General features: G+C 48.6%; 20 protein-coding genes, 1 pseudogene and 1 riboswitch. All 21 genes and pseudogenes read right to left on the bottom strand.

All coding sequences use genetic code 11. The annotated features are described in order from the left end of the window. Positions 1 to 91: 91 nt before the first annotated feature. The 21 genes and pseudogenes from RQP52_RS34055 to RQP52_RS33955 all read right to left on the bottom strand — a co-directional run bounded on the left by RQP52_RS34055 (position 92) and on the right by RQP52_RS33955 (position 21,334). On the bottom strand, positions 92 to 355 hold the full coding sequence (locus tag RQP52_RS34055) for an RNA-binding S4 domain-containing protein (protein ID WP_127457143.1): 264 nt from the start codon (positions 353 to 355) through the stop codon (positions 92 to 94). Further along, positions 355 to 627, bottom strand: a complete 273-nt coding sequence (locus RQP52_RS34050) for an HU family DNA-binding protein (RefSeq protein ID WP_029197991.1) — start codon at positions 625 to 627, stop codon at positions 355 to 357. Before RQP52_RS34050 ends, RQP52_RS34055 begins: the two co-directional genes overlap by 1 nt. Before the next feature lie 168 nt (positions 628 to 795). Next, positions 796 to 2,313, bottom strand: a complete 1,518-nt coding sequence (yabN, locus tag RQP52_RS34045; RefSeq protein ID WP_315955953.1) for a bifunctional methyltransferase/pyrophosphohydrolase YabN — start codon at positions 2,311 to 2,313, stop codon at positions 796 to 798. 387 nt (positions 2,314 to 2,700) lie between these two features. After that, entirely contained in the window at positions 2,701 to 4,443 is a 1,743-nt protein-coding gene (locus RQP52_RS34040) for a putative polysaccharide biosynthesis protein (protein WP_315955952.1), read from the bottom strand. A gap of 95 nt (positions 4,444 to 4,538) precedes the next feature. Beyond that, positions 4,539 to 5,081 carry a stage V sporulation protein T gene (spoVT, locus tag RQP52_RS34035; protein WP_315955951.1) on the bottom strand — a complete coding sequence of 181 codons (543 nt, stop codon included), beginning with the start codon at positions 5,079 to 5,081 and terminating at the stop codon, positions 4,539 to 4,541. Between the two features lie 250 nt (positions 5,082 to 5,331). Beyond that, positions 5,332 to 6,438 (bottom strand): peptidylprolyl isomerase, encoded by a 1,107-nt coding sequence (locus RQP52_RS34030; protein WP_127457140.1) that lies wholly within the window; start codon positions 6,436 to 6,438, stop codon positions 5,332 to 5,334. Then, positions 6,419 to 9,946, bottom strand: coding sequence for a transcription-repair coupling factor (gene mfd, locus RQP52_RS34025; RefSeq protein WP_315955950.1), 3,528 nt, complete (start codon positions 9,944 to 9,946; stop codon positions 6,419 to 6,421). Before mfd ends, RQP52_RS34030 begins: the two co-directional genes overlap by 20 nt. 95 nt (positions 9,947 to 10,041) lie before the next feature. Continuing rightward, entirely contained in the window at positions 10,042 to 10,266 is a 225-nt protein-coding gene (locus RQP52_RS34020) for an anti-sigma-F factor Fin family protein (RefSeq protein WP_145669352.1), read from the bottom strand. A gap of 129 nt (positions 10,267 to 10,395) precedes the next feature. Further along, positions 10,396 to 10,956, bottom strand: coding sequence for an aminoacyl-tRNA hydrolase (gene pth / locus RQP52_RS34015; RefSeq protein ID WP_315955949.1), 561 nt, complete (start codon positions 10,954 to 10,956; stop codon positions 10,396 to 10,398). Positions 10,957 to 11,345: 389 nt separating this feature from the next. Beyond that, a complete protein-coding gene (locus RQP52_RS34010; protein ID WP_315955948.1) occupies positions 11,346 to 11,984 on the bottom strand; it encodes a 50S ribosomal protein L25 in 639 nt (212 codons plus the stop codon). Positions 11,985 to 12,126: 142 nt separating this feature from the next. Beyond that, a complete protein-coding gene (glmU, locus tag RQP52_RS34005; protein WP_315955947.1) occupies positions 12,127 to 13,530 on the bottom strand; it encodes a bifunctional UDP-N-acetylglucosamine diphosphorylase/glucosamine-1-phosphate N-acetyltransferase GlmU in 1,404 nt (467 codons plus the stop codon). Between the two features lie 138 nt (positions 13,531 to 13,668). Further along, the gene (gene spoVG, locus RQP52_RS34000; RefSeq protein ID WP_028557369.1) at positions 13,669 to 13,953 is read right to left on the bottom strand and encodes a septation regulator SpoVG; all 285 of its coding nucleotides are present in this window, start codon (positions 13,951 to 13,953) and stop codon (positions 13,669 to 13,671) included. 118 nt (positions 13,954 to 14,071) lie between these two features. After that, positions 14,072 to 14,455 carry a RidA family protein gene (locus RQP52_RS33995; protein ID WP_315955946.1) on the bottom strand — a complete coding sequence of 128 codons (384 nt, stop codon included), beginning with the start codon at positions 14,453 to 14,455 and terminating at the stop codon, positions 14,072 to 14,074. 4 nt (positions 14,456 to 14,459) lie between these two features. Beyond that, positions 14,460 to 15,296 (bottom strand): pur operon repressor, encoded by an 837-nt coding sequence (purR, locus tag RQP52_RS33990; RefSeq protein WP_315955945.1) that lies wholly within the window; start codon positions 15,294 to 15,296, stop codon positions 14,460 to 14,462. Between the two features lie 271 nt (positions 15,297 to 15,567). Continuing rightward, positions 15,568 to 16,422: a 4-(cytidine 5'-diphospho)-2-C-methyl-D-erythritol kinase gene (ispE, locus tag RQP52_RS33985; protein ID WP_315955944.1), complete on the bottom strand. Its 855-nt coding sequence runs from the start codon at positions 16,420 to 16,422 to the stop codon at positions 15,568 to 15,570. Between the two features lie 349 nt (positions 16,423 to 16,771). Next, positions 16,772 to 16,942: pseudogene (locus RQP52_RS33980) on the bottom strand (small, acid-soluble spore protein, alpha/beta type); the annotation flags it as partial. A gap of 154 nt (positions 16,943 to 17,096) precedes the next feature. Then, positions 17,097 to 17,372 (bottom strand): biofilm formation stimulator Veg, encoded by a 276-nt coding sequence (gene veg / locus RQP52_RS33975; protein WP_028557365.1) that lies wholly within the window; start codon positions 17,370 to 17,372, stop codon positions 17,097 to 17,099. A 264-nt stretch (positions 17,373 to 17,636) separates the two neighbouring features. Continuing rightward, the gene (yabG, locus tag RQP52_RS33970) at positions 17,637 to 18,509 is read right to left on the bottom strand and encodes a sporulation peptidase YabG (protein WP_315955943.1); all 873 of its coding nucleotides are present in this window, start codon (positions 18,507 to 18,509) and stop codon (positions 17,637 to 17,639) included. A gap of 55 nt (positions 18,510 to 18,564) precedes the next feature. Beyond that, positions 18,565 to 19,473 carry a 16S rRNA (adenine(1518)-N(6)/adenine(1519)-N(6))-dimethyltransferase RsmA gene (gene rsmA / locus RQP52_RS33965; protein WP_379174471.1) on the bottom strand — a complete coding sequence of 303 codons (909 nt, stop codon included), beginning with the start codon at positions 19,471 to 19,473 and terminating at the stop codon, positions 18,565 to 18,567. A 62-nt stretch (positions 19,474 to 19,535) separates the two neighbouring features. After that, positions 19,536 to 20,078 carry a ribonuclease M5 gene (rnmV, locus tag RQP52_RS33960; RefSeq protein WP_157324505.1) on the bottom strand — a complete coding sequence of 181 codons (543 nt, stop codon included), beginning with the start codon at positions 20,076 to 20,078 and terminating at the stop codon, positions 19,536 to 19,538. 116 nt (positions 20,079 to 20,194) lie between these two features. Next, complete coding sequence (locus RQP52_RS33955; RefSeq protein ID WP_315955942.1) at positions 20,195 to 21,334, bottom strand: ubiquitin-like domain-containing protein; 1,140 nt, start codon at positions 21,332 to 21,334, stop codon at positions 20,195 to 20,197. A 290-nt stretch (positions 21,335 to 21,624) separates the two neighbouring features. Further along, a riboswitch (cyclic di-AMP (ydaO/yuaA leader) is annotated at positions 21,625 to 21,818 on the bottom strand. Positions 21,819 to 22,064 lie beyond the last annotated feature (246 nt).

The following is a 22,064-nucleotide window of genomic DNA, read 5'->3' as shown; positions in this document are numbered from 1 at the left end:
TTACGATATGGGAGGATGTCCTATTTTAGAACCAAAAAAAAGCCCAAGATCCCTCATCCGGGAATCCTGGACTATTCGGTGTTCAACCGTGTTACTCGGACTGATAAGCCTCTTCCTTGACCAGCGTGTACATCTTCGCAGCGTCTTCCTTACGGGTCGACTCCGACAGGAGCTCTACGCGAATCGTCACCTTTTTCTGACCAAATTGAATAGCCAATTCGTCGCCGACTTTCACTTGCGTACTCGCCTTGGCATCTCTGCCGTTAATCCAGACACGCCCTTGGTCGGACACGTCCTTCGCTACGGTTCGGCGCTTAATCAGTCGAGATACTTTTAAAAACTTGTCAATTCGCATTATTTTACAGCGTCTTTAAGCTTGTTACCCGCTTTGAAAGCTGGAACGTTGGATTCCGCGATCACAATTGGGTTACCAGTTTGTGGGTTGCGGCCTGTACGACCGGAACGTTTGCGAGTTTCGAAAGTTCCGAAACCGATTAATTGAACTTTATCTCCGGATGAAAGAGCGTCTGTAACTTCACCAAGGAATCCGTTAAGTACAACTTCTACGTCTTTCTTAGTTAGTCCGCTTTTTTCTGCAATGTTGTTGATCAAATCCGTTTTGTTCATGTGATTTGTTACCTCCCAAAAATAGTTGAAGATCATGTCTTCTATGTACCAAAATTCGCAAAGCTGAGAGACTTTGAACGATGTTCAAATATCCCTACTATTAAATTTCCATATTCAACCTTACACCAAACTTAGTATTCTTCTTTTTTCGTCAAATTCCTTCTATTACTAGCGAAGTTTTGTAACTTTTTTTGCTTCCTGCCAATAATTTTCCATCTCTGATAACCCAGTTTGTTCAAAAGAAAGCCCTTTTAAACGTAGCTGATCTTCAATATATGAAAATCTTTGAATAAATTTTCGATTTGTGTGTGCAATAGCTTCTTCCGGATCAATTTTGAGGAATCTAGCAACATTTACGATAGAAAAAAGCACATCCCCAAGCTCCTCAAGCCGATCTTGAGCCGCGTCTTCTGACGTATTTTCGATTGCCTCCCGCAGCTCTGCCAACTCTTCATCCAGCTTCTCAAGCACCTCTCGCAGCTCAGGCCAATCAAAACCAACGGTAGCCGCCTTCTTCTGCAGCTTCAAGGCCTTCATGAGCCCCGGCAACTCCCGTGGAACGCCATCCAGGACCGATTGCTTCGTCACGTCAATGCCTTTCTTCCGCTTCTCCTCGACCTTCATCGCATTCCAGTTCACAAGCGCCTCATCGGCATCTTCCGCTTTGTTGTTCCCGAACACGTGCGGATGGCGGCGAATGAGCTTCTCGTTCAACGTAGCAATGACGTCATACACAGTGAATGTCCCGATCTCCTCTTCCATCTGCGCATGGAGCATAACTTGCAGCAGCAAATCTCCCAGCTCTTCGCACATGTGCTCAGGATCATCTTCATCGATCGTCTCCAGCACTTCGTAAGCTTCTTCTATGAGATTTTTGCGGAGGCTGGCATGCGTCTGCTCGCGATCCCAAGGACAGCCCTCTGGACTCCGAAGAATTTGCACGATTTCATGCAAACGGCCAAAAGTGCGATAGTGGACCTCGTCCTGCTCGCTCTTCGGCACCCAAACAAGCGATAAATTTCCGTAACCTTTCACATGATCCAGCTCATGCAGCGGCACTTCGATAATCTGCTCGGCACCTGCCACGCCCAGAGAGTGGCCGACAACAACGCGATATTCATCCGGGTACGTCTCCATGAGAGAAATCTTGAGGTCTGACGCCGTGTAGGTGTCGTAGACCTGCCCAATAATTGTATGCATCTGCGGATTAAGCGCATAGCGGCTGAGACTGGTCGCATCCAGCAACTGGAAGCCATCAATCGGATCAAAGCCGAAGCGTAAGAATGCCTGATCCAAGAAGCTTTCTCCCCCCATGACTTGGAGCGAGATCCCTTCTTCCGGACACCGCTGCTTCAAAAGCTGAACCGTGTACTCCGCCACCATGGGGTGACCCGGGACAGCATAGATGACCTCGCTGGATGAGTCTTTGGCAGATTGAATAAGTGACTCCGCTATAGATTCGTAAACCCCTTCAAAACTTTGATGAGCAATATAATTGGCGTCGAAAGTTTGGTAAGGGATTTGATTGCTGTCCAGCATACGGACCATCGGATGGTCCTCCGTGCGCAAATAGAGCACGGCTTGTGATTTCGCTGCACTTTGGAGCTTTTTCCAGACGCCGAGTGTGAGCTGGTCTTCGTCTCCCGTTCCGAGTCCGACGACAGTTATGTGAGCTTGAGTTGACATGGATGGCACCTCCTGAAATATGTATGGGACCCGAATTGGGTCTAAAAAGCCCAGGCTCCTCTCCTTCGCGGGAGGGTTAATCACGGGTTAAGGGACTCTTAGCGGGCTTACTGCAAAAAGTGCAGGTCTTTGCTAGGTAAATCCCCTCGTGCGCAAGTTTTACTGCAAGAAGTGCAGGTTATTTTAAGCAAATCAGCCGATTTGGCTGTTTTTCGAGGAATTTCCTGTATGAATTGCAGGACGTGTCAGGATTAGCCGCCATGATGCTAATTTCACTGCACATTTTTCAGGAAATTGCATTTGATGCAATGTGCAATGGCAACTGCAAAGCTAATAGCAGGGGCAACTGCAAGGGCAAGGGCAGCGCATGCGCAGCTGCCGGGAACCCTACCGGCCGGCCGAACGCCCCGCCGGCCAGATCCGAGCCAGGACCGGCGCCAGCTTCCGGTCCAGCTCCGGCATCAGCCGCAGCTCCTCGCGGCTGATGCTGCCGCTGCGCAGCAGCGCAAGCCCGTAGACGGCCGCGCCGCCGGCTACCCCAACCAAAGCGATTGCGCTCGCGCTCAATCGCTCAGGCAAGTGCCATGCCGCCACAGCGGGCATGGCTAGCAGCTGCAGCGCTGCGAGGCAGACGCCCATCGCCACCACGCCCAGCGTGGGTGCGATGACGTACGGCCGCAGCGCGAAGCGCGCCCCGGTGCAGCGGCGCAGCTGCACCAGATTCAGCCCCGCCGCAGCGGCGTAGGCGATGACCGCGCTGAGCGCGGCGCCTTCGATGCCCCAGCGGGGCATGAGCACGACGTTGCCGAGTGCTTTCAGCACGATGGCAACGAGCAAGGCCTGCGCCGGCGTGTGGATCGCGCCGGCACCCTGCAGCACGCTGGCGGAGACAGCGTTCAGCGTGCTGAACAAGGCCGTGAACGCCAGCACGGCCATCGTTAGGCTCGCCTCGCTGTTTTTATACAGCATGATATTGATCGGCACCGCGGCAAATGCGAGTCCAAACGAGGCGCCCAGCCCAATTAGCCAAGAGAGCCGGATGGACATTTCCGCGCGCGAGCGCATGACGTCGGTCAATCCTCTTGCCTTCGCATCCGCCATGGCAGGAACGAGGACAGCTGACATTGAGGAGGCTACCATCACAACAAGCTGGACCAACGGCAAGCCGCGGTTATACAAGCCAAACTGCCGCATCGCTTCAAGCTCACTACCTTGCGAAGCTTCTAGCAGCCGAGGCATCGTAAACGTGTCGACCAAAGTCAACAACGGCACTACGATCGCTCCTAAGCAGACAGGAATCGCATAAGCTGCAATCCGTCTCACCCACTGTCGAGTGGACAGGGCCTTAGCTTCAGGACTACTTCCGCCCTCCCGCTCCTCCGAACCATTCAGACTCCGCATCGCTTTTCGCCAATATACATACATAACGACTAGCCCTGCGGCTGCACCGGTAACGGAACCGAAAGTCGCTCCTGCTGCAATCCACTCCTCGTCATAAGCAAGTGCCGCCAAATAAAGCAGTAAAGCAACCATCGTAATAACCCGAATCAACTGCTCCATGACTTGTGAGACCGCGGTTGGCAGCATATTTTGATACCCCTGAAAATAACCGCGCAGCACCGCCAGTGTCGGAGCTAAAAGCAATGCAAAAGAAACGCTTCGAATCGCCTTCTCCGTCTGCTGGATCCCAATCCAACGGGCAATCTCGCCCGCTCCAAGATATAGCAGCACGAACAAAACGATACCGCTGCCCAGCAGCACTGTTCCCGAAATGCGGGCGATGCGTTTCGCCTCACGATGATCGCCGTGAATGACACTCTCCGCCACAAACTTAGAAACAGCGACAGGAAAACCTGCCGTAGCCGCAAATAAAATCAAAATATAAAGCGGATAAACCGCATTATAGATACCAAAAGCGGCATCTCCCGCTACATTTTGCAGCGGTATTTTTTGCAATGTGCCCAGTAACTTCGAAAGCACAGCCGCCGCACCCAGAACCGCAGCCCCTTTTAACAGCTTGGCTGTCCCCTGTTTTCCGGCATTCTGATGGAGCTCTTCGCGATCCATCTGATGCCCCTTGCCGGTCTCCCCCATCCTATTTCTCCTCTGCCTGATGTGATACCTATACACGTATTATAACGAAATAGCTCTATGCAGACAAAAAAAGCTTCTCTTACAGATGAACATCACCTCAGTAAGGAAGCCTTTGTGTTTTATGATTTTCTCTATTGTTCCATCTGTTTCGCCAGAAAACCGGCCGCTGTTTCTACCATCTTCACTTCCATGTTCCCCATTTTTACACTCTCGTCTTTCGAGATCAAAATAACGGAGCCAATAGGATCGCCCCCCGCCACAATCGGAGCAGCGACGAAAGAAGAGAATGTCTCATTCATATCCTTAATAATCTCAAACTGTCCGGAGTTGCTCTCCAAAATCGGTTTACGGTTTTCCATACAGGATTCAATAATTGACCCCACTGATTTTTCTAAGAAATCCTTTTTGGACCCACCAGCCATAGCAATAATCGTGTCTCGGTCTGAAATCATGGCAACATGATTCGTACTCTCAAATAACGACTCTGCGTACTCCTTAGCAAAATCACCGAGCTCTCCAATAGGCGAATATTTCTTCAGAATCACTTCACCATCGCGATCAACGAAAATTTCCAAAGGGTCGCCTTCGCGAATTCGCAGTGTGCGTCGTATTTCCTTGGGAATAACAACTCTCCCTAAATCATCTATCCGACGGACAATTCCAGTTGCTTTCATACCTCTAGATGCCTCACTTTCCGCTCAAGAATTAGATACGACAGGAGCATGAAATCTTGTATGCTAGATCGGGTTTTGGTGGGAACTTGAATTCTATCCATAGTATTCTTCACTTCCCAATCTTCTATGCAGTCGCTTCTGCTAAGGAATTTTTCTTTATGTAGCTTTGCATTGCACCCTGCTGTGATTATGTTGTCCAAAAATAACAAATAAAAACAGGATGTCCATATTCGGACATCCTGGTAAGTTCTTACTTTGCCGCCGGGCTTGCTGCAGGGCTTGCTGCTGGACTTGCAGCAGGGCTTGCCGCTGGAGCCGGGCTTGCTTCCGGTTTAGGCAAATTATTGGTTTCGATCAAGTTCGGGTATTCTTTCTCTGCGAACTCAGAAAGGGATTTCTCCGCAAGCTGAGATTTGATTTGTGTTTTAAGCGTGTCATCTAGCTGTTTCGTGCTTCTGGATTCCACTTTCATAACGTGGTAACCAAAAGAGGATTCAACCGGATCAGAAATTTTGTTCAAAGGAAGTGTACTTGCCGCTTCTTTAAATTCAGGCACCCATTGGTTGATGTCTGCATCTTTGTACGTACCGCCAGCATCTTTAGAACCTGGATCATCGGAATACTCTTTCGCTAGAGCCGCGAAATCTCCGCCGCTATCCAATTTGCCTTTTACTTCTTTCGCTCTTGCCAAAGCTTCGTCCTTCGTACGTAGATCTTTCTGAGTAGCTGCATCCTTCAAGGAGATCAAAATGTGGCTAACTGTTGCGATATCAAAAGCATGTGCAGCCGCTTGCTCGTTATAGGAATCTTGAACAGCTTTGTCCGTGATTTTGCTTTCCATGCTGCCCATTGTGTAGAAACTCATTTTCATCAAAGATTCGATATCTTTCAGCTCGATACCGTTGTCTTTCAACTGCTTGTCCATTCCGCCTTCTTGTTTACCGAAGTAATCCGTGATAGCTTTCATTTGCTCAGTGACTTGTTTGTCAGCATCCGCTTTTACTTTATCATCCGCTTTTGCAGACAATACGCGGAAAGTAACCATTTGCTTCAACATATCTTGTTGAAAAGCCGGGTCTGTCATGAATTGCGCCAATTGTGGTGAGAACATTTTGTTCACATTGATGAAAGAATCGAATTCACCGCGCGTGATTTTGCCGCCTTCTTTGTAAGTCGCAATCACGTCAGCCGGATTCCCTGTTGCTGTTGCAGCTGCAGATGGGGAAGGTGAAGCGGTTGCTGCACCCTCCTTTTTGCTTCCACAAGCACTTAATACGGAAAAAGCAACAAGCAATGCCACCATGCTTAATATCCATTTTTTAGAAAAAAGTCGTTTGCTAGTATGATTTGGCAACATCCTTTAATTCCCCTTTCGTTTTCAGAACATCCTTATATTGTACCAAGAACTTCTCCACCAACTCGATGGAAGCTTCTGGCTTCATACCTTTACAACGAATTACAATATGCAGCTGAGGGTCTGCATTGAGCTTGATCCGCCCATCAAAGCCTTTGGACAAATGGAGCAGTTTCTGACCATCCAGCCTGCCATTTTGGTCAATATGCACCTTGATTAGGTAATCATCCCCTTTTTGGCTGATCGTTTCAATTCGGTACTCCGCACCGTATGCTTTCAGGCGAGCCACTGACAGCAAGTTAAACACGGCCTGCGGCAGATCTCCGAAGCGATCCACGAGCTCATCATGCAGGTCTGCCGCTTCTTCCAACGTGCGAATCGCGGCCACTTTTTTGTAAATCTCGATCTTTTGCATGCTGTCGTAGATGTAGTCGGATGGCAGATAGGCATCCAATTGTATGTCGATGGAAGTGTTCCATTCCGGTTCCGGGACGGTCGCTTCCCCATCTATTTCTAGTTTCAGCTTTGCAATTTCTTCGGCTAACATTTGTGAGTAGAGGTCGAAACCTACAGAAGCAATGAAGCCATGCTGTTCGGCACCCAGCAAGTTCCCTGCACCGCGAATCGACAAATCCCTCATCGCAATTTTAAAGCCTGAGCCAAGTTCTGTAAACTCTTTAATCGCTTGAAGCCTTTTCTCCGCTACTTCCGTGAGCACTTTATCCCGCTGATACGTGAAATAGGCATACGCAACGCGATTCGATCGTCCTACGCGCCCGCGCAGCTGGTACAGCTGGGAAAGCCCCATTTTATCCGCATCATGAACGATAAGCGTGTTCACATTCGGAATATCGACACCGGTCTCGATAATGCTCGTACTGACAAGCACGTCGTATTCTCCATCCAAGAAATCGAGAATCGTTTTCTCGAGTTCCTGCTCACCCATCTGGCCATGGGCAACCGTAACACGGGCATCCGGTATCATCATTGAGATTTGATCGGCGATCTGTGTAATCCCTTGAACGCGGTTGTAAAGGTAATACACTTGACCTTCACGCGCTAACTCCCGCTCGATCGCTTCCCGAACCAAAGTCGGGCCATATTCGACCACATAGGTCTGGACAGGGAAACGATTTTCCGGCGGCGTTTCAATAACGGACAAGTCCCGAACGCCGAGCATAGACATATGCAGCGTTCTTGGAATCGGCGTTGCTGTCAGCGTCAGCACGTCAACATTCGTCTTAAGCCGCTTTAGCTTCTCTTTGTGGGACACGCCAAACCGCTGCTCCTCATCGACAATCAGCAGGCCCAGATCCTTGAATTGCACGTCTTGTGACAGCAATCTATGTGTTCCAATAACAACGTCAACCGTTCCTTTTTTGACGCCCTTCATGACTTCCGTCTGCTCTTTCTTCGAGCGGAAACGGCTGAGCACTCTCACATTAAACGGATAGCCTGAGAAACGCTCGCGGAATGTCTCATAGTGCTGCTGCGCCAAAATCGTTGTCGGCACCAAGACCGCAACCTGCTTCCCGTCAATGGCCGCCTTAAAGGCCGCACGAACGGCAACCTCGGTTTTCCCGTAACCAACGTCACCGCAAAGCAAGCGGTCCATCGGACGCGATTTCTCCATGTCGTTCTTAATCTCTTCGATCGCACGAAGCTGATCCCGTGTTTCATCGTAGGGGAACATGGCTTCGAACTCGTTTTGGTAGGAGCTGTCTTTGCTAAATCCATAACCTGTCGTAGCCTGTCGTTCCGCGTAAAGCTTAATCAATTCATCCGCAATATCCTTAACGGATGCTCTTGCCTTGCTCTTCACTCTAGCCCAGTCGGCTCCGCCAAGCTTATAAACCTTCGGTTCCTTCTCTTCGGAACCTACATATTTCTGAATCAGATCGATCTGGTCAATCGGCACAGACAGCTTATCGCCGCCGGCGTACATGATATGCAAATAATCTTTATGGATACCGCCCACTTCGAGCGTACCTATACCGACGTATTTCCCGATCCCGTGGTTCACATGAACAACGTAATCGCCAATTTTAAGCTCTTGATAGCTTTTGATCCGCTCGGCGTTCTCCAGCTTCTTCTCAACTTTACGGGCTTTGCGCTGTTTCTGTGTGAAAATCTCGCCTTCCGTAATGACAACCAAATGAATCGAAGGCAATTCAAACCCTGTTTGCAGATTCCCATCTACAATTTCAGGCACTTCGATCTGGTAGTCATTCAGAACACGCCTCACCCGTTCAGCACGCTCTTCGCCGTTGGCGAGGAGAATAACGTTGGCTCCGTTTTTCTTCCAACGCTCCATCTCCGCTTTGAGCAAATTCATTTGCCCGTGGAAATTTTGCATCACGCGACTGACGAAGTTCACGATATTCTGCGGTTGAATCCCAACGACCTGACGCAGAAACAGAGATAAATATAACGTTGGAAACGGTCTGCGGTGCAGCAGCGTTTCGTAAGATTTGGACAGCACAAAAGCCGGCAAGCTCTTCCCCTCTGTCAGCGCATGCATCATCCACTCTGCCTCGTCGCGTTCAAGCTGCTTCGCGGTCTCCAGCAAACGAGCCGGTTCGTCGATAATCAGCACAGCATCCTTAGGCATGTAGTCTATGAGGGTCTGTCTTTCCGTATATAAAAGAGAAATATATTTATAAATGCCTGGGAACGTCTGCCCTTCACGGAGCAGTTCAATGTCGTGTCCGATCCCTTCAAGCAGCTTGTCTTTGGCTGTTCGGTCGGTCATCTTCTCCAGCTGTGCCTGCAGCAGCTCATACGCATGCTGGGCAGCAGATTGTAATCGCTTTCTATCCGCTTGAATCTCACGGCAAGGAGGAATCGTAATCGACGTTAATTTATCTATTGACCGCTGGTCACTCACATCAAAAGTACGAATAGAGTCCACATCGACATCAAAAAGTTCAATCCGAATCGCATTTTCCGACGTCAATGGAAACAAATCCAAAATGCCGCCGCGAACGCTCATCTCCCCTTTGGTCTCAACCCGCTCCACGCGTTCGTAGCCCAAATTGGATAAGGTGCTGAGGAGCTCATCCAGTTGAATGGTATCCCCGACTTTAACGGTTATTCGGGATTCTTCGAACACTTGCTTAATCGGAAGTAATCTGCGCACGCCTGCGAACGGAGCAATCACAATGCCGCGGTAACCGCCCGCCAGCTTCGTGAGCACATCAATACGCTGTGCCAGCATCTCCGGACTGGAAGCTGCTTCTTCCGCTGTCAGAAGCTCTTGCGACGGATAGAGCAGAACATCATCGGATGATAGGCATTCTAGCAAATCCTCCGCTATTTTTTGAGCGGCAAACATATTATGAGTAACAATGAATAGCGGGCGCGTTAGCTCTCGCGCAAGAGTTGCGATCATCACTTGCTTGGAGGAACCGGTAAGTCCGGCAACGAGCTGCTCTTTCATCTCGGACCTGATGCCTGACACGATCGTTTGAAAGTCGGTATCCGCAGAAAAAGCCTGAATTAAAGCTTGCAAACAAGTACACTCCTCTCACAAAAAGAAGCCTTGGCACACTTGCCTCGGCTATTAACTCTTCATCTTCATCAATTTAATTCAGCGAAAACATCATGTTACTGCAATGGACTGGCCAGCAGCGACAACTCTGGATTGGCCTCCAGCGCCTCGCGGCAGTAATCGCAAACAACCCTAACCGTAACATCACCATTCGTGTTATACGATATTATATCTCTACGCTCATCAGGGGTCAAGAAATGGAAACCGAGTTGCTGCTCCGTAATTGCTTGATTAATTTCCCCAACAAAGGTATGACAATGCCTGCAAATGTACTTAATCATATATGTATGCCTCCTTCGACGATTCAATTACATCCTAGTATGGCCATTCTCCGGAGAAATTAGCCGAATGTACCATTGTCATTTTCGAATAAGGACCATGCATATGATGTTGGAGACAAACCGTGTTACTTATTTATTAAATTTGCCCATCGTCTTCTCGAAAGGCTCGTCCAGGCTCGACAACATCGCTTCGCAGGTCAGATCCAGCACCTGATCCAGCGACTTCATCTCTTCCTTGGAAAAGTTTGCCAAGACATAATCAGCGATATTATAGCCTGGAGCAGGTCGGTTTACGCCTATGCGGATGCGGTTGAAGCTCTGAGTCCCGGCATGCTGAATAATGGACTTGATCCCATTGTGGCCGCCTGCACTTCCTTGATAACGGAGCCTGATTTGCCCAAAAGGCGTGTCCATATCATCATAAATGATGACAACATCCTCCACCTTCGCTTTATAGAAATCCAAGATTGCTCTCATCGATTCACCGGAAAGATTCATATACGTCATCGGCTTGAGCAAAAATACTTTCGTGCCGTTCACGTTCCCCTCTCCCAGCAGTCCCTTACCCTTACTTTGAAAAGAGTTTATCCCCCATTTGGCGGCAAAACGATCTATGGCCATAAACCCAACATTATGGCGATTCATCTCATATTGCTTTCCCGGGTTACCCAGTCCGATAAAACATTTCATTTTTTTCCAGATCCTCCTAGCCTTTTACTAAAAAATCCTTGGCGTAACCTGCATCTTAAGGTTATTGTTTACCTATATGTTACTAAAGTGAACATCAAATTCATAATTGCGGGTGAAACAGCGAATATGTATCTAAACGGTCAACAACTTACAAGCGATCATCATTTTCAAGATCATATAGATGCCGGTATTCCCGTCCAAGTATACTATCAAAACCTGCATAAGGATATAGGCTATATTGAATTTTACAGCCCGCATTTTATTAAAATTAATAATACGTTTTATAACAGAAATACGCACTTCATTGTTTCCCGGCCTGGATATTAACGGAAGAAAGAGGAAAACAAAGGATACCCTTTGCGCGGCGGCGAGGGTACCCTTCTTTAAGTCTATACGGTCTGCTCTTCTTTCGCTTCCTCATTAACCTCGTTTGGCTTATCCTCTTTGCCCTGAGCAGCAACATCCTCAGGAGCCTCTTTCTGAGGCGCAAGAATGGTCAGCACAAGCTCGCTCGGATCCGACTTGACTTCAATCGTCCCCGGCACGCTAAGCTCACTGACCAGCATATTTTCTCCTATTCCTACATTCGAAATGTCCACAGTGATGGATGCTGGGATTTCACTCGGTAAGCAGCGGATCTCCAGCTCATGCAATTGAATCTGCAAAATGCCGCCCTCTTTCGCCCCAACGGCATCCCCGATGAACTCCAAGGTGACCACCGTTTTGACCGGCTCATCCATATTGATTTGATGGAAATCGACATGGAGCAGCTGCCGGTTCAGCGGATTGCGCTGGATTTCATTGATCATAACAGGCTGCTTGCCGCCGCCGTCCGGCATCTCCAGCTCAATAACAGCGTGCGGGCTTTTGCGTAGCAGCGCCACTAATTCCTTCTGGTCGACGGTTATCACCGTCGCAGCCACCTTTTTGCCATACACGACCGCAGGCACCTTGCCTTTCACTCGCAGTTGTTTGATATCGTATTTCGTTGTGTCCTTGCGGGCTTCCGCTTTCAGTGACAATGCCATAAGAAAAAGAACCTCCTAAGAATTTTGCTTAGCACACTTACTTTCGTAAACGACGCCAAGTGGGTAACAGCTAGTTCATAGCGTACCCATCCTTCAGAGATTCCATCCAAATTCCCCCTCGCAAGGGAGATTTAACGTTTTCCTATTCTTTTTTTGCTTTGTTTTCTTTCTTCGCTTTCATCCGGCCTTTGATTTTATCCGCATAACCCGGTTTGTTCGTTTGTCTTTCCCGCGCGATAGCCAAATCCCCATCGTTCACGGCATGTGTAATCGTCGAGCCTGCGACAACGTACGCACCATTGCCGATTTTCACCGGAGCGATCAAGTTCACATTACTGCCTACGAACGCATCGTCCCCGATTTCCGTTAAATTCTTATTGAAGCCATCGTAATTCACCGTAATCGCGCCGCAGCCAATGTTAACATTCGTGCCAACAATCGCATCTCCAACGTAACTTAAGTGAGACACTTTCGTGCCCTCGCCAAGCTTCGAATTCTTGATTTCGACGAAGTCGCCGATCTTCACTTGCTTCCCGATGTCCGCTCCAGGTCTCAAATACGCGAAAGGCCCTACGCTAGCCTCATTATCCACATAAGCCTCTTGGAGAACGGATTGCTTAATCGTAACGTCATCCTTCACAACAGAATCGATGATTTCGGTTTGAGGTCCGATCGTGCACTGCTCGCCAATAATGGTTTTCCCGCGCAAAATAGTGCCTGGAAGCAGAACAGTGTCCGCTCCAATCACAACATCCTTCTCGATGTACGTGTTAGCTGGATCAATAATCGTAACTCCGTTCAGCATATGCTCACGGTTAATGCGCGCTTTGAACAAGCGCTCCGCTTCGGCAAGCGCAACACGGTCGTTCACGCCGATAGATTCTGCAGCATCCGCCATGCAGTACCCTTGCACAGTTTCCCCTGCACTTGTCATGATGCCGATGACATCTGTCAAGTAATACTCATTCTGAGCATTGTTGTTTGTGACAGAGCCCAGCGCTTTGAAGAGCTTCCGGTTATCGAAAATATAAGTCCCTGTATTAATCTCCTGAACAGCCGCTTCCTCGCTGCTGCAATCCTTCTGTTCAACTATTCGCGCAACTCTGCCATCTTCACCACGAATGATACGGCCATAGCCTTGCGGCTCATCAAGCTTCGCTGTCAGGATCGTAGCCGACGCGCCAGAACGTTGATGAAGTTCTATCGTATTCTTAAGCGTTACGTCTGAGATCAGCGGCGTATCTCCGCAAATGACCACCGTCATTCCGTCTTCATCGCCTAGCACATCCTTCGCTTGCAGGACCGCATGACCGGTTCCGCATTGCTTCTCCTGCAGCGCATACTCAACTTGATCTCCAAGATAGTTCTGGACGGCTTCTGCTCCAAATCCTACGATGACCATCGTTCTTGTTACATCTATTTGCCGAAGGGTATCTACAACATGCCCTACCATCGGTTTGCCTACAACCGGATGAAGCACCTTATACAGCTTCGATTTCATTCGTTTACCTTGTCCTGCTGCCAACACAATCGCCATGAGTTTCAAAGACTATCCAACCCCTTTATTATAAATACCTGTATGATTTATGCCTAAATGATGTAGTTAACAGTTCTTTACCAAATATAGCATCAAAGCCCCCAAAAAGAAAAGAGAGCCCTTAAGGGCCCCCTCAATTATTATACATTATGCGCCTTCTTCAATAACCTCTTCTTCTACCGCTGCACGGTCATATTCAGCCAATACGGCAGCTTGAATTTTCTCACGAGTTGTAGAAGAAATTGGATGAGCGATATCTCGAAACTCCCCATCCGGCGTTCGCTTGCTTGGCATCGCTACGAACATACCGTTGTTCCCATCGATAACACGTATGTCGTGTACTACGAACTCATTATCGATAGTTATGGAAGCAATTGCCTTCATCCTCCCCTCGGAGTTGACCCGGCGGAGCCTTACATCTGTAATTTGCACTTGTGTTCACCACCTTTTTCCATCTCTGAGACTTGGGTGTAATATTCCACATCGTTGTGCAAATTCCTTCTTATTTTTTTGAAATTTTCGATAATTTTATACAATCTTAATGTTACTGTTAAATTTCGACAGGAATCACAGCAATTAACTCTATTTCGACAAAAACATCACGTGGTAATCTAGCCACTTCGACAGTCGATCTAGCCGGTTTGTGATCACCAAAGTAGGTACCATAGATCTCATTCAGCTCAGCAAATTGATTCATGTCCTTGAGGAAAACAGTCGCTTTCACAACTTGATCGAAAGAAGTACCCGCTGCTTCCAATACACCTTTCAAATTTGCAAACACTTGATGAGCTTGCTCCTGAATGCCGCCCTGTACGATTTGCCCATCTAAGCCAAGCGGGATTTGTCCCGAAGTAAACAGCAAATTACCGAGCTTAACTGCTTGTGAGTAAGGTCCGATAGCAGCAGGCGCTGCCGTTGTTGAGATGAATTCCATCGTTTTACGCGTCTCCTTTTTTACTATCAAAATAATTACCTGGCTCTACCGTGATTTGTTTGGTCTTGGAATCGACGCCAAACAATCGAGCCAGCGATACGTATTGATCTACTAAACGCTCTTCCACTTCCACAGATTCCATGAAGACCCCAACACCTTGAACGGAGGCTTTGAACTCCGCCAACAGATCCATCATGCCGTGAATTGTTCCGCCAACATGCATGAAATCGTCGATGATAAGCACCTTGGATTCTTCTTTCAAGGCGCGTCTTGCAAGTGACATGGTCTGAATACGCTTGTTGGAGCCAGAAACATAATTAATGCTTACGGCTGAGCCTTCTGTTACCCGATTATCCCTGCGAACAACAACAACGGGTAGATTCATATAAGTAGCCGTCGCGTACGCGAGCGGAATGCCTTTCGTTTCTACGGTCATAATCACATCGATATCACGCCCTGCGAACGCAGATGCGAACGTTTTGCCAATTTCATTTAAATACTGGGGCTGCCCCATGATATCGGACATATATAAGTAACCGCCTGGCAGGATCCGTTCAGGCTGCTGCAGCTGCAAACAGAGCTGCCCTATGAACTTCAACGAGGTTTCCTTCGGCACCTTTGGTGAAAACTTCACGCCGCCGGCTGCGCCCGCAAGCGTTTGCAGTTCCCCGAGTCCTTCTTCTTCAAAAACCTCTTTAATAATCGCCAAATCCTCACTGATCGAGGATTTCGCTGAGTTGTAACGCTCGGCAAAAGTCGTTAAAGGAATTAACGAATGGGGGCGAAATAACAAGTATTGCGTCATTTCTACCAGCCTAGCGCTCCTTTTCAACTTTTTCATCGCACTACCCCCCAAAAATCCGAATAATATAAAGAAAATATACCACTTTTATACGTATTTATTCAAGCTTCACATGAAAATTAACTTAACATATACATAACACAATGCTAACATAACGAAAATTACTTCCCGGAAGGTGAATATTTCCACAAAAAAGCACCGCCTAGGCATGAGCCTGACGGCTTTATCGTTCTAGCAGATTAAGCGCTGCCCCTTTATCCACTCCGTTAAAAAAGAGCCCCTTCGGGCCCCTCGCACACAACTCCACATGCTAGGTCAACATCCGCACCGCATAAACATCCTTACAGAATCCTCGAAGCCCATTATAAATACGGGGAACTTTCGCTTCCTTGGAGACAAGGCCGAACACCGTCGGCCCGCTTCCGGACATTAATACGCCGTCTGCGCCGAGACGCTGCATGCATTCTTTCAATTGTCTGACCTCCGGGTACAGGTCCAGCGTCACTTCCTCCAGCACGTTGCCGAGGTTGCCGCAGAGCCGATCAAACTGTTTCTCACGAATCGCGTTCAGCACATTCTCTGTTGAAGGGTGATTCTTGATCTCGCGAGCGTTCAGCTTGCCGTAAATCTCCGACGTGGACACATTGATGGGAGGCTTGGCCAAAACAACCCAACATTGGGGCGGTGAGACGATCGGCTCCAGCTTTTCTCCGCGTCCTCTGGCGACAGCCGTCCCTCCGGTGACACAAAAGGGCACATCGGATCCAAGCTCAGCGCCAAGCACCTGCAGCTCCTCCATAGGGATGTTTAAATTCCAAAGTCGATTCAAACCCCTAAGCGTTGCCGCCGCGTCACTGCTGCCCCCTGCAAGTCCTGCAGCTACGGGAATCTTCTTATCCAAATGAATGTAGACGCCTTGTTTGACGTCATAGCGATCCTTGATAAGCCGCGCAGCCTGAAAGGCCAAGTTCTTCTCATCCAATGGAATATAGCCCGCTTGACTGGAAATAATGATCGTATCCCGTGAAAGCTCCTGCATTTCAATCCGATCAGCGAGGTCAACCATCGTCATGACCATCTCTACTTCATGATAACCATCTGGTCTTTTATGTAAAACATCTAAGGATAAATTAATTTTAGCCGGTGCTTTTTCAAAAATCTTCATCAGGATCACCTTCTTTTGCTCGTTTGCCGTTAAAATATTATAACAAAAGCGCAAAAAAAAAGCTAAAGCATTCGCTTTAGCTGTAGTAGGGACGCCGTTCACCTTGCGCCGACTGTTGGATTGCTGATGCCATAGGATTCCAGCCCGCTTGTGACTGACCACTAGGCGAAGACGAGGTGTACGCGTTTTGAGAGTTATAGGAAGGTGTAAAAGCCTGCGTTTGCTGTCCATAGTGCTGTTGAGACTGTACAACCCGTTGGTTATACACTGGCGCCTGCGAGAAGCTTGGCTGCGTAAAACTATTCTGCCCATATGAAGTTTGCGTAACCGGCGGCGCAGAGGTTGCATACTGCTTCGCCAACTGTTCTTCCGCAATCTGAATAGCCCGCTTCACCATGTTCCCGGCATCTTTGGTACGAATCCCTTCCCAGCCCTCGCGCTGAACGACATCATAGAACCCCAGATCTTTTGCCAACTCATTTTTGAAACTTTCGGACATAACACCTCTTCTGCGACTCATCAAAAAACCTCCTTTTCCTGAGCTTAGTCTGAGCTTTGATCAAACAAAGCTGACAGCGTAAGCGTAAAGTAAGGTTAGTATGCCCAGACGCACCAGGTCCATTCAAATGCAAAAACAGACCCTAGGGTCTGCTCATTATAGAAACTTATTAAGCTTAATGTTGGATATAGGTGATACGAACCTGACCATCATCATTACATACCGTAACTTCAACAGATTCGGTAAGAATGTCGGCGTAGCTGTATGACACTCGTTTAAAGGCGTGTGATTCTTGGTCAAGCTTCACGATAAACACAGAAGGGTAGGTTTCTTCTAAAACACCGGAACGTTCGACTGTCTTTCGACGGCCACCATTCGCTCTCAACATGATCTTCTGCCCGACGTGGGGCTCCAAACTGCGTTTGATTTCCAACAGCGCATTTTTTGCCATTGTCAACTACCACCTCTTTCCTTGTTAATTATAACCCATCCTGACAAGCATGTCAAACAGGGTCAAATATTATATCAGCACCATAATCCAGTTGTCAACGGCATTTTCACCTAATTTCTGAATTCCCCATTGTACAGGTTGTCTCCAAAGTTCGCAAATTATTCACTTTTCCAATAAAAAAAGAACACTCCCCTGCTGCCCTCTCCGAAAAGAGAAGCATCAGGCAAGTGTCCTTGAAAGAAAATCATTGTAATGAGCAAAAATTTAAGCATGCTCATCTGTATGTTGAATACCGGGAACGCCCATTCGATAGCTCCCTCTTGTCTCTACACCACCCAGCCCATCAAGCCCCGTCACCGTCAAATCCATAATGTCCAACATCGAAATCGTGTCCTTCACGGATGTATAGGATAGCTTTGCGGCGATACACAGCGGATCTAGCGCGTGGATGAGTATGCGCGCCGGCGAGCTGGCGAAGTTGGCCCCAGCCCGGAGCAAAGCCTCAAAATGTGACTGGCAAGCTCCAGCCACGACAATCATCGCGTCGCGATTGCGCTCATACTGCCGCGCTATTTGAACCGCGTTCACGAAGTTCTGCGAGTTCTTATAGCTGGACAAGCCGCCTGGCCCAGCAGCTTTGCGATGCTTAAGTATTCCGTCATGCCCTGTGATGACGACAATATCCGGCTTAATTTGCGGAAGCAGCCGGTGGAGCGCGTCGGCCATCTGGGGCTCGGGAATATAGAAGCCCTCAGCGGGCACGCGAAGTTCACCATAGAGCTGCATGCTCTTGCGTAGATAAGTCGGATCTCCGTCTAAGTGTAGGACTTTACCCGGGACTTCGAAATATCCCGCGTTCACTTTCTGCGTATGGGCAACCGAGAGTTGGTTTTTCTCCTGAAGCTGCACTTGGGCAACCGCCAGCCTTCGCAATGACTCGCGAAATTCAGGCGAACTCGACCTGGGATGGTCCATCGACTCTGTCGGATTCTTCAACGTTAAGTCCACTAGAGGCGCGTCCGCAAGCAATCGGTAATCGACGCCGCGCAGGACTGCCTTCAATTGATCGATACGTTCAATCTTAAACATGACGTCGCCGCCATAGGATTTACGGGTTACAAAATCACCTTGCCTCATCGCACAAATCCCCTCCATGGGTTATCCTATGGCGGGGCTGGGCATTTGGTGCGGGTTATTTACAGCCGTGCGCGCGAAGCGCAGTCGACAAGCGCGCGAATTCGTCCATGCTGAGCGTTTCGCCGCGGCGCGAAGGCTCGATGTTGATGCTCTGGAGCAGAGTTTCCAGCTCCGATTTGTTTTCTTTGGTAAAGAACCTCGCAGCGAGGTTGTTGTACAAGGTTTTGCGCCGCTGGACGAAGGACGCCTGGACGACAGCGAAGAAGAAGTCCACGTCCGCCACGTCAACCGGCGGCGTTTTGCGCACACGCAGCCGGATGACGGCAGAGTCCACATTCGGCTGCGGCACAAAGACGGTGCGCGGCACGATCGTGACAAGCTCCGGCTCGCAGTTGAACTGCACGGCAATGCTGAGGCTGCCGTAATCTTTGGTGCCCGGGCGAGCCGCCATGCGGTCGGCCACCTCTTTTTGAATCATCACGACGATGTTCTCCAAGGGAAGCTTCTCTTCGAGAAGCTTCATAATAATCGGCGTCGTGATGTAGTAGGGCAGATTGGCGACGACACTGACGCCATCCAGCCCGTCAAAATGCTGCCGGAACAATTCCGGCAGGTCCGTCTTCAAAATATCGCCATGCACGACACTCGCATGGGGATAAGGCTCCAGCGTCTCGCCTAGGATAGGCAGGAGACGCTGATCGATCTCCACGGCCAAGACGCGCCCTGCGAGCTTGGCCAGCTGCTGGGTGAGCGCCCCAATGCCAGGGCCGACTTCCAGCGCGCCTTTGTTAGGCCCAAGCTCCGCAGCCGAAACGATCTTGCCCAAGATATTCTGGTCGATCAGGAAGTTCTGACCCAGACTCTTTTTGAGCACGAGATTGTGCTTTTTTATAATTTGTTTCGTCTTACTGGGTGTTGCGACATCTTCCGCTGTTACAATCACTTCACTGCCGGGTATAGTCATTATGTAGCCCTCATTTATCTATAGGTTCTGAATTCCGAATTCCACTGTTATTCCTTACTTTACTATATCTTCGGCTCCAGATGCTCCAAGGCTGCCTCAAATTCCTCACGTGAGATCTGGAACATCGCACATCGCTTATAAAATTGTTTGCCATTGCAGTAACCGATACCCAGGGCATTGCCAACAACGAGCCTCCTGGAAGCCGCCTCCGGATGAACGATCAGCCCTGCGGCTATGAGATCCTCCATGGTAAGCTGCGAGACAGCCCCGTCGTACTCTGTCCGCAGGTTCTGGAGCGCCTCCCGGACAATCTCCGGCGCTGCGTTCTCGACGCCGATGTCGCCCTTATATTCGGCCTGCGCCTGCGTGATAAAGGCATGCTTGCAGCCAGGCACCTTGGCTGCCACAATCTTCCGTATCCGCTCACCTGCGTGATCCGGATCCGTAAAGATAATGACGCCTCTGCGCTGCTGCGCGAGGGCTATTCGCTTCAATACGGCTTGCCCGATGGCTGAGCCGCCTGTCTCTATCGTATCCGCCTCGACGGCTCGGCGAATAGCGGCCGTGTCGTCCTTGCCTTCAACGACGATGACTTCTTTAATCATAATCGGTTCCCTTCCCAGTACGCAGAAAAAGAAGAGGGATTCCCTCTTCTTTCGCCCAGGCTGCTTGCCTGGCAACGTATATTGACATTGTTCCCGCTGAAACAGACGTTTACACGTTAATTTTCAGACGGCTTTTTCGGTCCTACGACATAGACCGTATACCCTTGTTTCGTTCCGAATTTATTGGCGTAGCCATGATCTTCAAAGTACACATCGATCATTTGGCCTTTCACACCACTGCCAATATCTTCAGCACGACGGAAGCCAACGCCCTCAATGTAAACCCACCATCCCAGTGGGATAACTTTCGGATCTACCGCAATCGTTCTGCCCTCAGTAACTGTCGTTCCTGTATACGTCTTCCCATACCCAGGAGTTCCTTCGGCTTTCCCTGTCGAATCGGCTCCCGCTGAATAAGCCGTGAGTTTCACGTTCTTGAGGATTTGTTTATACCCAAATGTTACACCATTCTTAGAGACCTCATCCACGCTAGGGGATGATGCCGACAGAACGACAACGGGATTTTTCGTGCCAACGGACACAACTTTTTTAACACTTTGTTCCTGTACTTCTTGACCTACAACAGCTTCTGCAACTAATACGCCATCTTCGTAAGTCTTTTCTTTCTTTTTCAAAAGTACGCCCTCTTTACCTTCTTGAACGACCTGCTCTTTACCCTTAAGCAACGATGCATCATTTTTCTTTTCCGTGTCGAATGCAATCGGTTCTGTTACTTCTTCCGTCTCTTTTTTCACACGGACGATTTTGATTTCATCGCCTGAGCTTAAAGAGGCTGTCGGTTCGGGAGTCAGCTTATCGTGCTCCCCAAGTGCAATATGTAAACGTTGCAATGCACTTTCAACCGTTCTTGCAGTTGTGTAAACAGTGGTGGTCTTTCCATCAGCAGTCAATTGAATTGGAGAAGCGTGTTCGATGACGAATTTGTCCCCGCCCTTGATTGTAGCCGTAGGGTCTGCAGATATTTCATCGTGTTCACCAATCGTTATGGCTTGTTCATCCAGTAGGCGTTGCAGGACCCATTGCTTCGTGTGCACAACGGTTTCTTGTCCATTCACAACCACGGATACGCTCTTGGTAGCCGTACCGTACAACAACACCAAAAACATGAAAGTCATTGCGATTGAGATTATAGCCAGGCTTAAAATCAAACGCAAGTTTTCATGCTTCCATCGCAATGCGAAGGACATGCTGGATGATCGTTTTACATGGGTCTCGCTAAAAGAGATACTGCCCACTTCTTCGGTCCTCCTTCAAAGCCTCGCCGCCAGGTTACAGCATGATTATATTTGACGCGACTAAGGTTTTTAATTTAACTTAACGTGTCGTCCATCCGCAGTTGTTTGGAAACAGCTACGTTCTGGTCGTCCCACCCCGCTTTGCTATTCATCATCCTATGAATTCCGGGTTACGAATAGTCGTCCGAAACAGTTAAAGGTCCTTATGGGGACAAAAAGCCAGCAAGAAGAGGACTCTTCTCGCTGGCTTAGTTTGCATAGTAAAAATACACAAATAGCACGCACGACAATCGTTACCTCTCTTACGCTTACGAGGTTAGCTGACGGATTCGGACGTGAGAGTCGCCCTACTCAGACGTAAACTTACGTTCAACGTCCAAGATTCACCCCTGTTACTCACTCTGTTTACTTCGTCAGCGATACCGCTTTATAAGCTAACAGTGGTTCCCCCGTTCCCATAATTGGAACTCAGCGAATGGAAAAATGGCAAATTGGTTATTAAGTTATTATGAAAAGTATATTACGCTGTTAATCTCTGCCTGTAAAGGGATTAACACCTACTAAAAAGGGCTAAATCGATTAAAAATAGCTTATTTTCAAGATAAAACCACCTTTTATCTACATTTAACTCATTATAACGTACGAATACTAAGTTTCTTCGTGTTTTCACTCTTAAACTAGGCTTCGAATCTAAATTTGTTTATAATTATCAGGTATGAAACCTATGTAT

This window comes from Paenibacillus violae (assembly GCF_032461945.1).
In the GTDB taxonomy this organism is placed as follows: Bacteria; Bacillota; Bacilli; order Paenibacillales; family NBRC-103111; genus Paenibacillus_E; species Paenibacillus_E violae.
The sequence above is the reverse complement of the archived record's forward strand: the minus strand, read 5'-3'. Positions and strand labels throughout refer to the sequence as shown.

Coding starts and splice junctions, on each gene's coding strand:
- RQP52_RS34030 (WP_127457140.1), bottom strand. CDS start 6,438: ATGTTGCCAAATCATACTAGCAAACGACTTTTTTCTAAAAAATGGATA.
- yabN (WP_315955953.1), bottom strand. CDS start 2,313: ATGTCAACTCAAGCTCACATAACTGTCGTCGGACTCGGAACGGGAGAC.
- purR (WP_315955945.1), bottom strand. CDS start 15,296: ATGAAAAAGTTGAAAAGGAGCGCTAGGCTGGTAGAAATGACGCAATAC.
- RQP52_RS34020 (WP_145669352.1), bottom strand. CDS start 10,266: ATGATTAAGTACATTTGCAGGCATTGTCATACCTTTGTTGGGGAAATT.
- RQP52_RS34055 (WP_127457143.1), bottom strand. CDS start 355: ATGCGAATTGACAAGTTTTTAAAAGTATCTCGACTGATTAAGCGCCGA.
- rnmV (WP_157324505.1), bottom strand. CDS start 20,078: ATGATTAAAGAAGTCATCGTCGTTGAAGGCAAGGACGACACGGCCGCT.
- ispE (WP_315955944.1), bottom strand. CDS start 16,422: ATGAAGATTTTTGAAAAAGCACCGGCTAAAATTAATTTATCCTTAGAT.
- spoVT (WP_315955951.1), bottom strand. CDS start 5,081: ATGAAAGCAACTGGAATTGTCCGTCGGATAGATGATTTAGGGAGAGTT.
- pth (WP_315955949.1), bottom strand. CDS start 10,956: ATGAAATGTTTTATCGGACTGGGTAACCCGGGAAAGCAATATGAGATG.
- rsmA (WP_379174471.1), bottom strand. CDS start 19,473: ATGACTATACCCGGCAGTGAAGTGATTGTAACAGCGGAAGATGTCGCA.
- veg (WP_028557365.1), bottom strand. CDS start 17,372: ATGGCAAAAAATGCGCTGTTGGAAATCAAACGCAGTTTGGAGCCCCAC.
- RQP52_RS33995 (WP_315955946.1), bottom strand. CDS start 14,455: ATGGAATTCATCTCAACAACGGCAGCGCCTGCTGCTATCGGACCTTAC.
- RQP52_RS34010 (WP_315955948.1), bottom strand. CDS start 11,984: ATGGCATTGTCACTGAAAGCGGAAGCCCGCAAGGACACAACGAAATAC.
- RQP52_RS34050 (WP_029197991.1), bottom strand. CDS start 627: ATGAACAAAACGGATTTGATCAACAACATTGCAGAAAAAAGCGGACTA.
- yabG (WP_315955943.1), bottom strand. CDS start 18,509: ATGAGGCAAGGTGATTTTGTAACCCGTAAATCCTATGGCGGCGACGTC.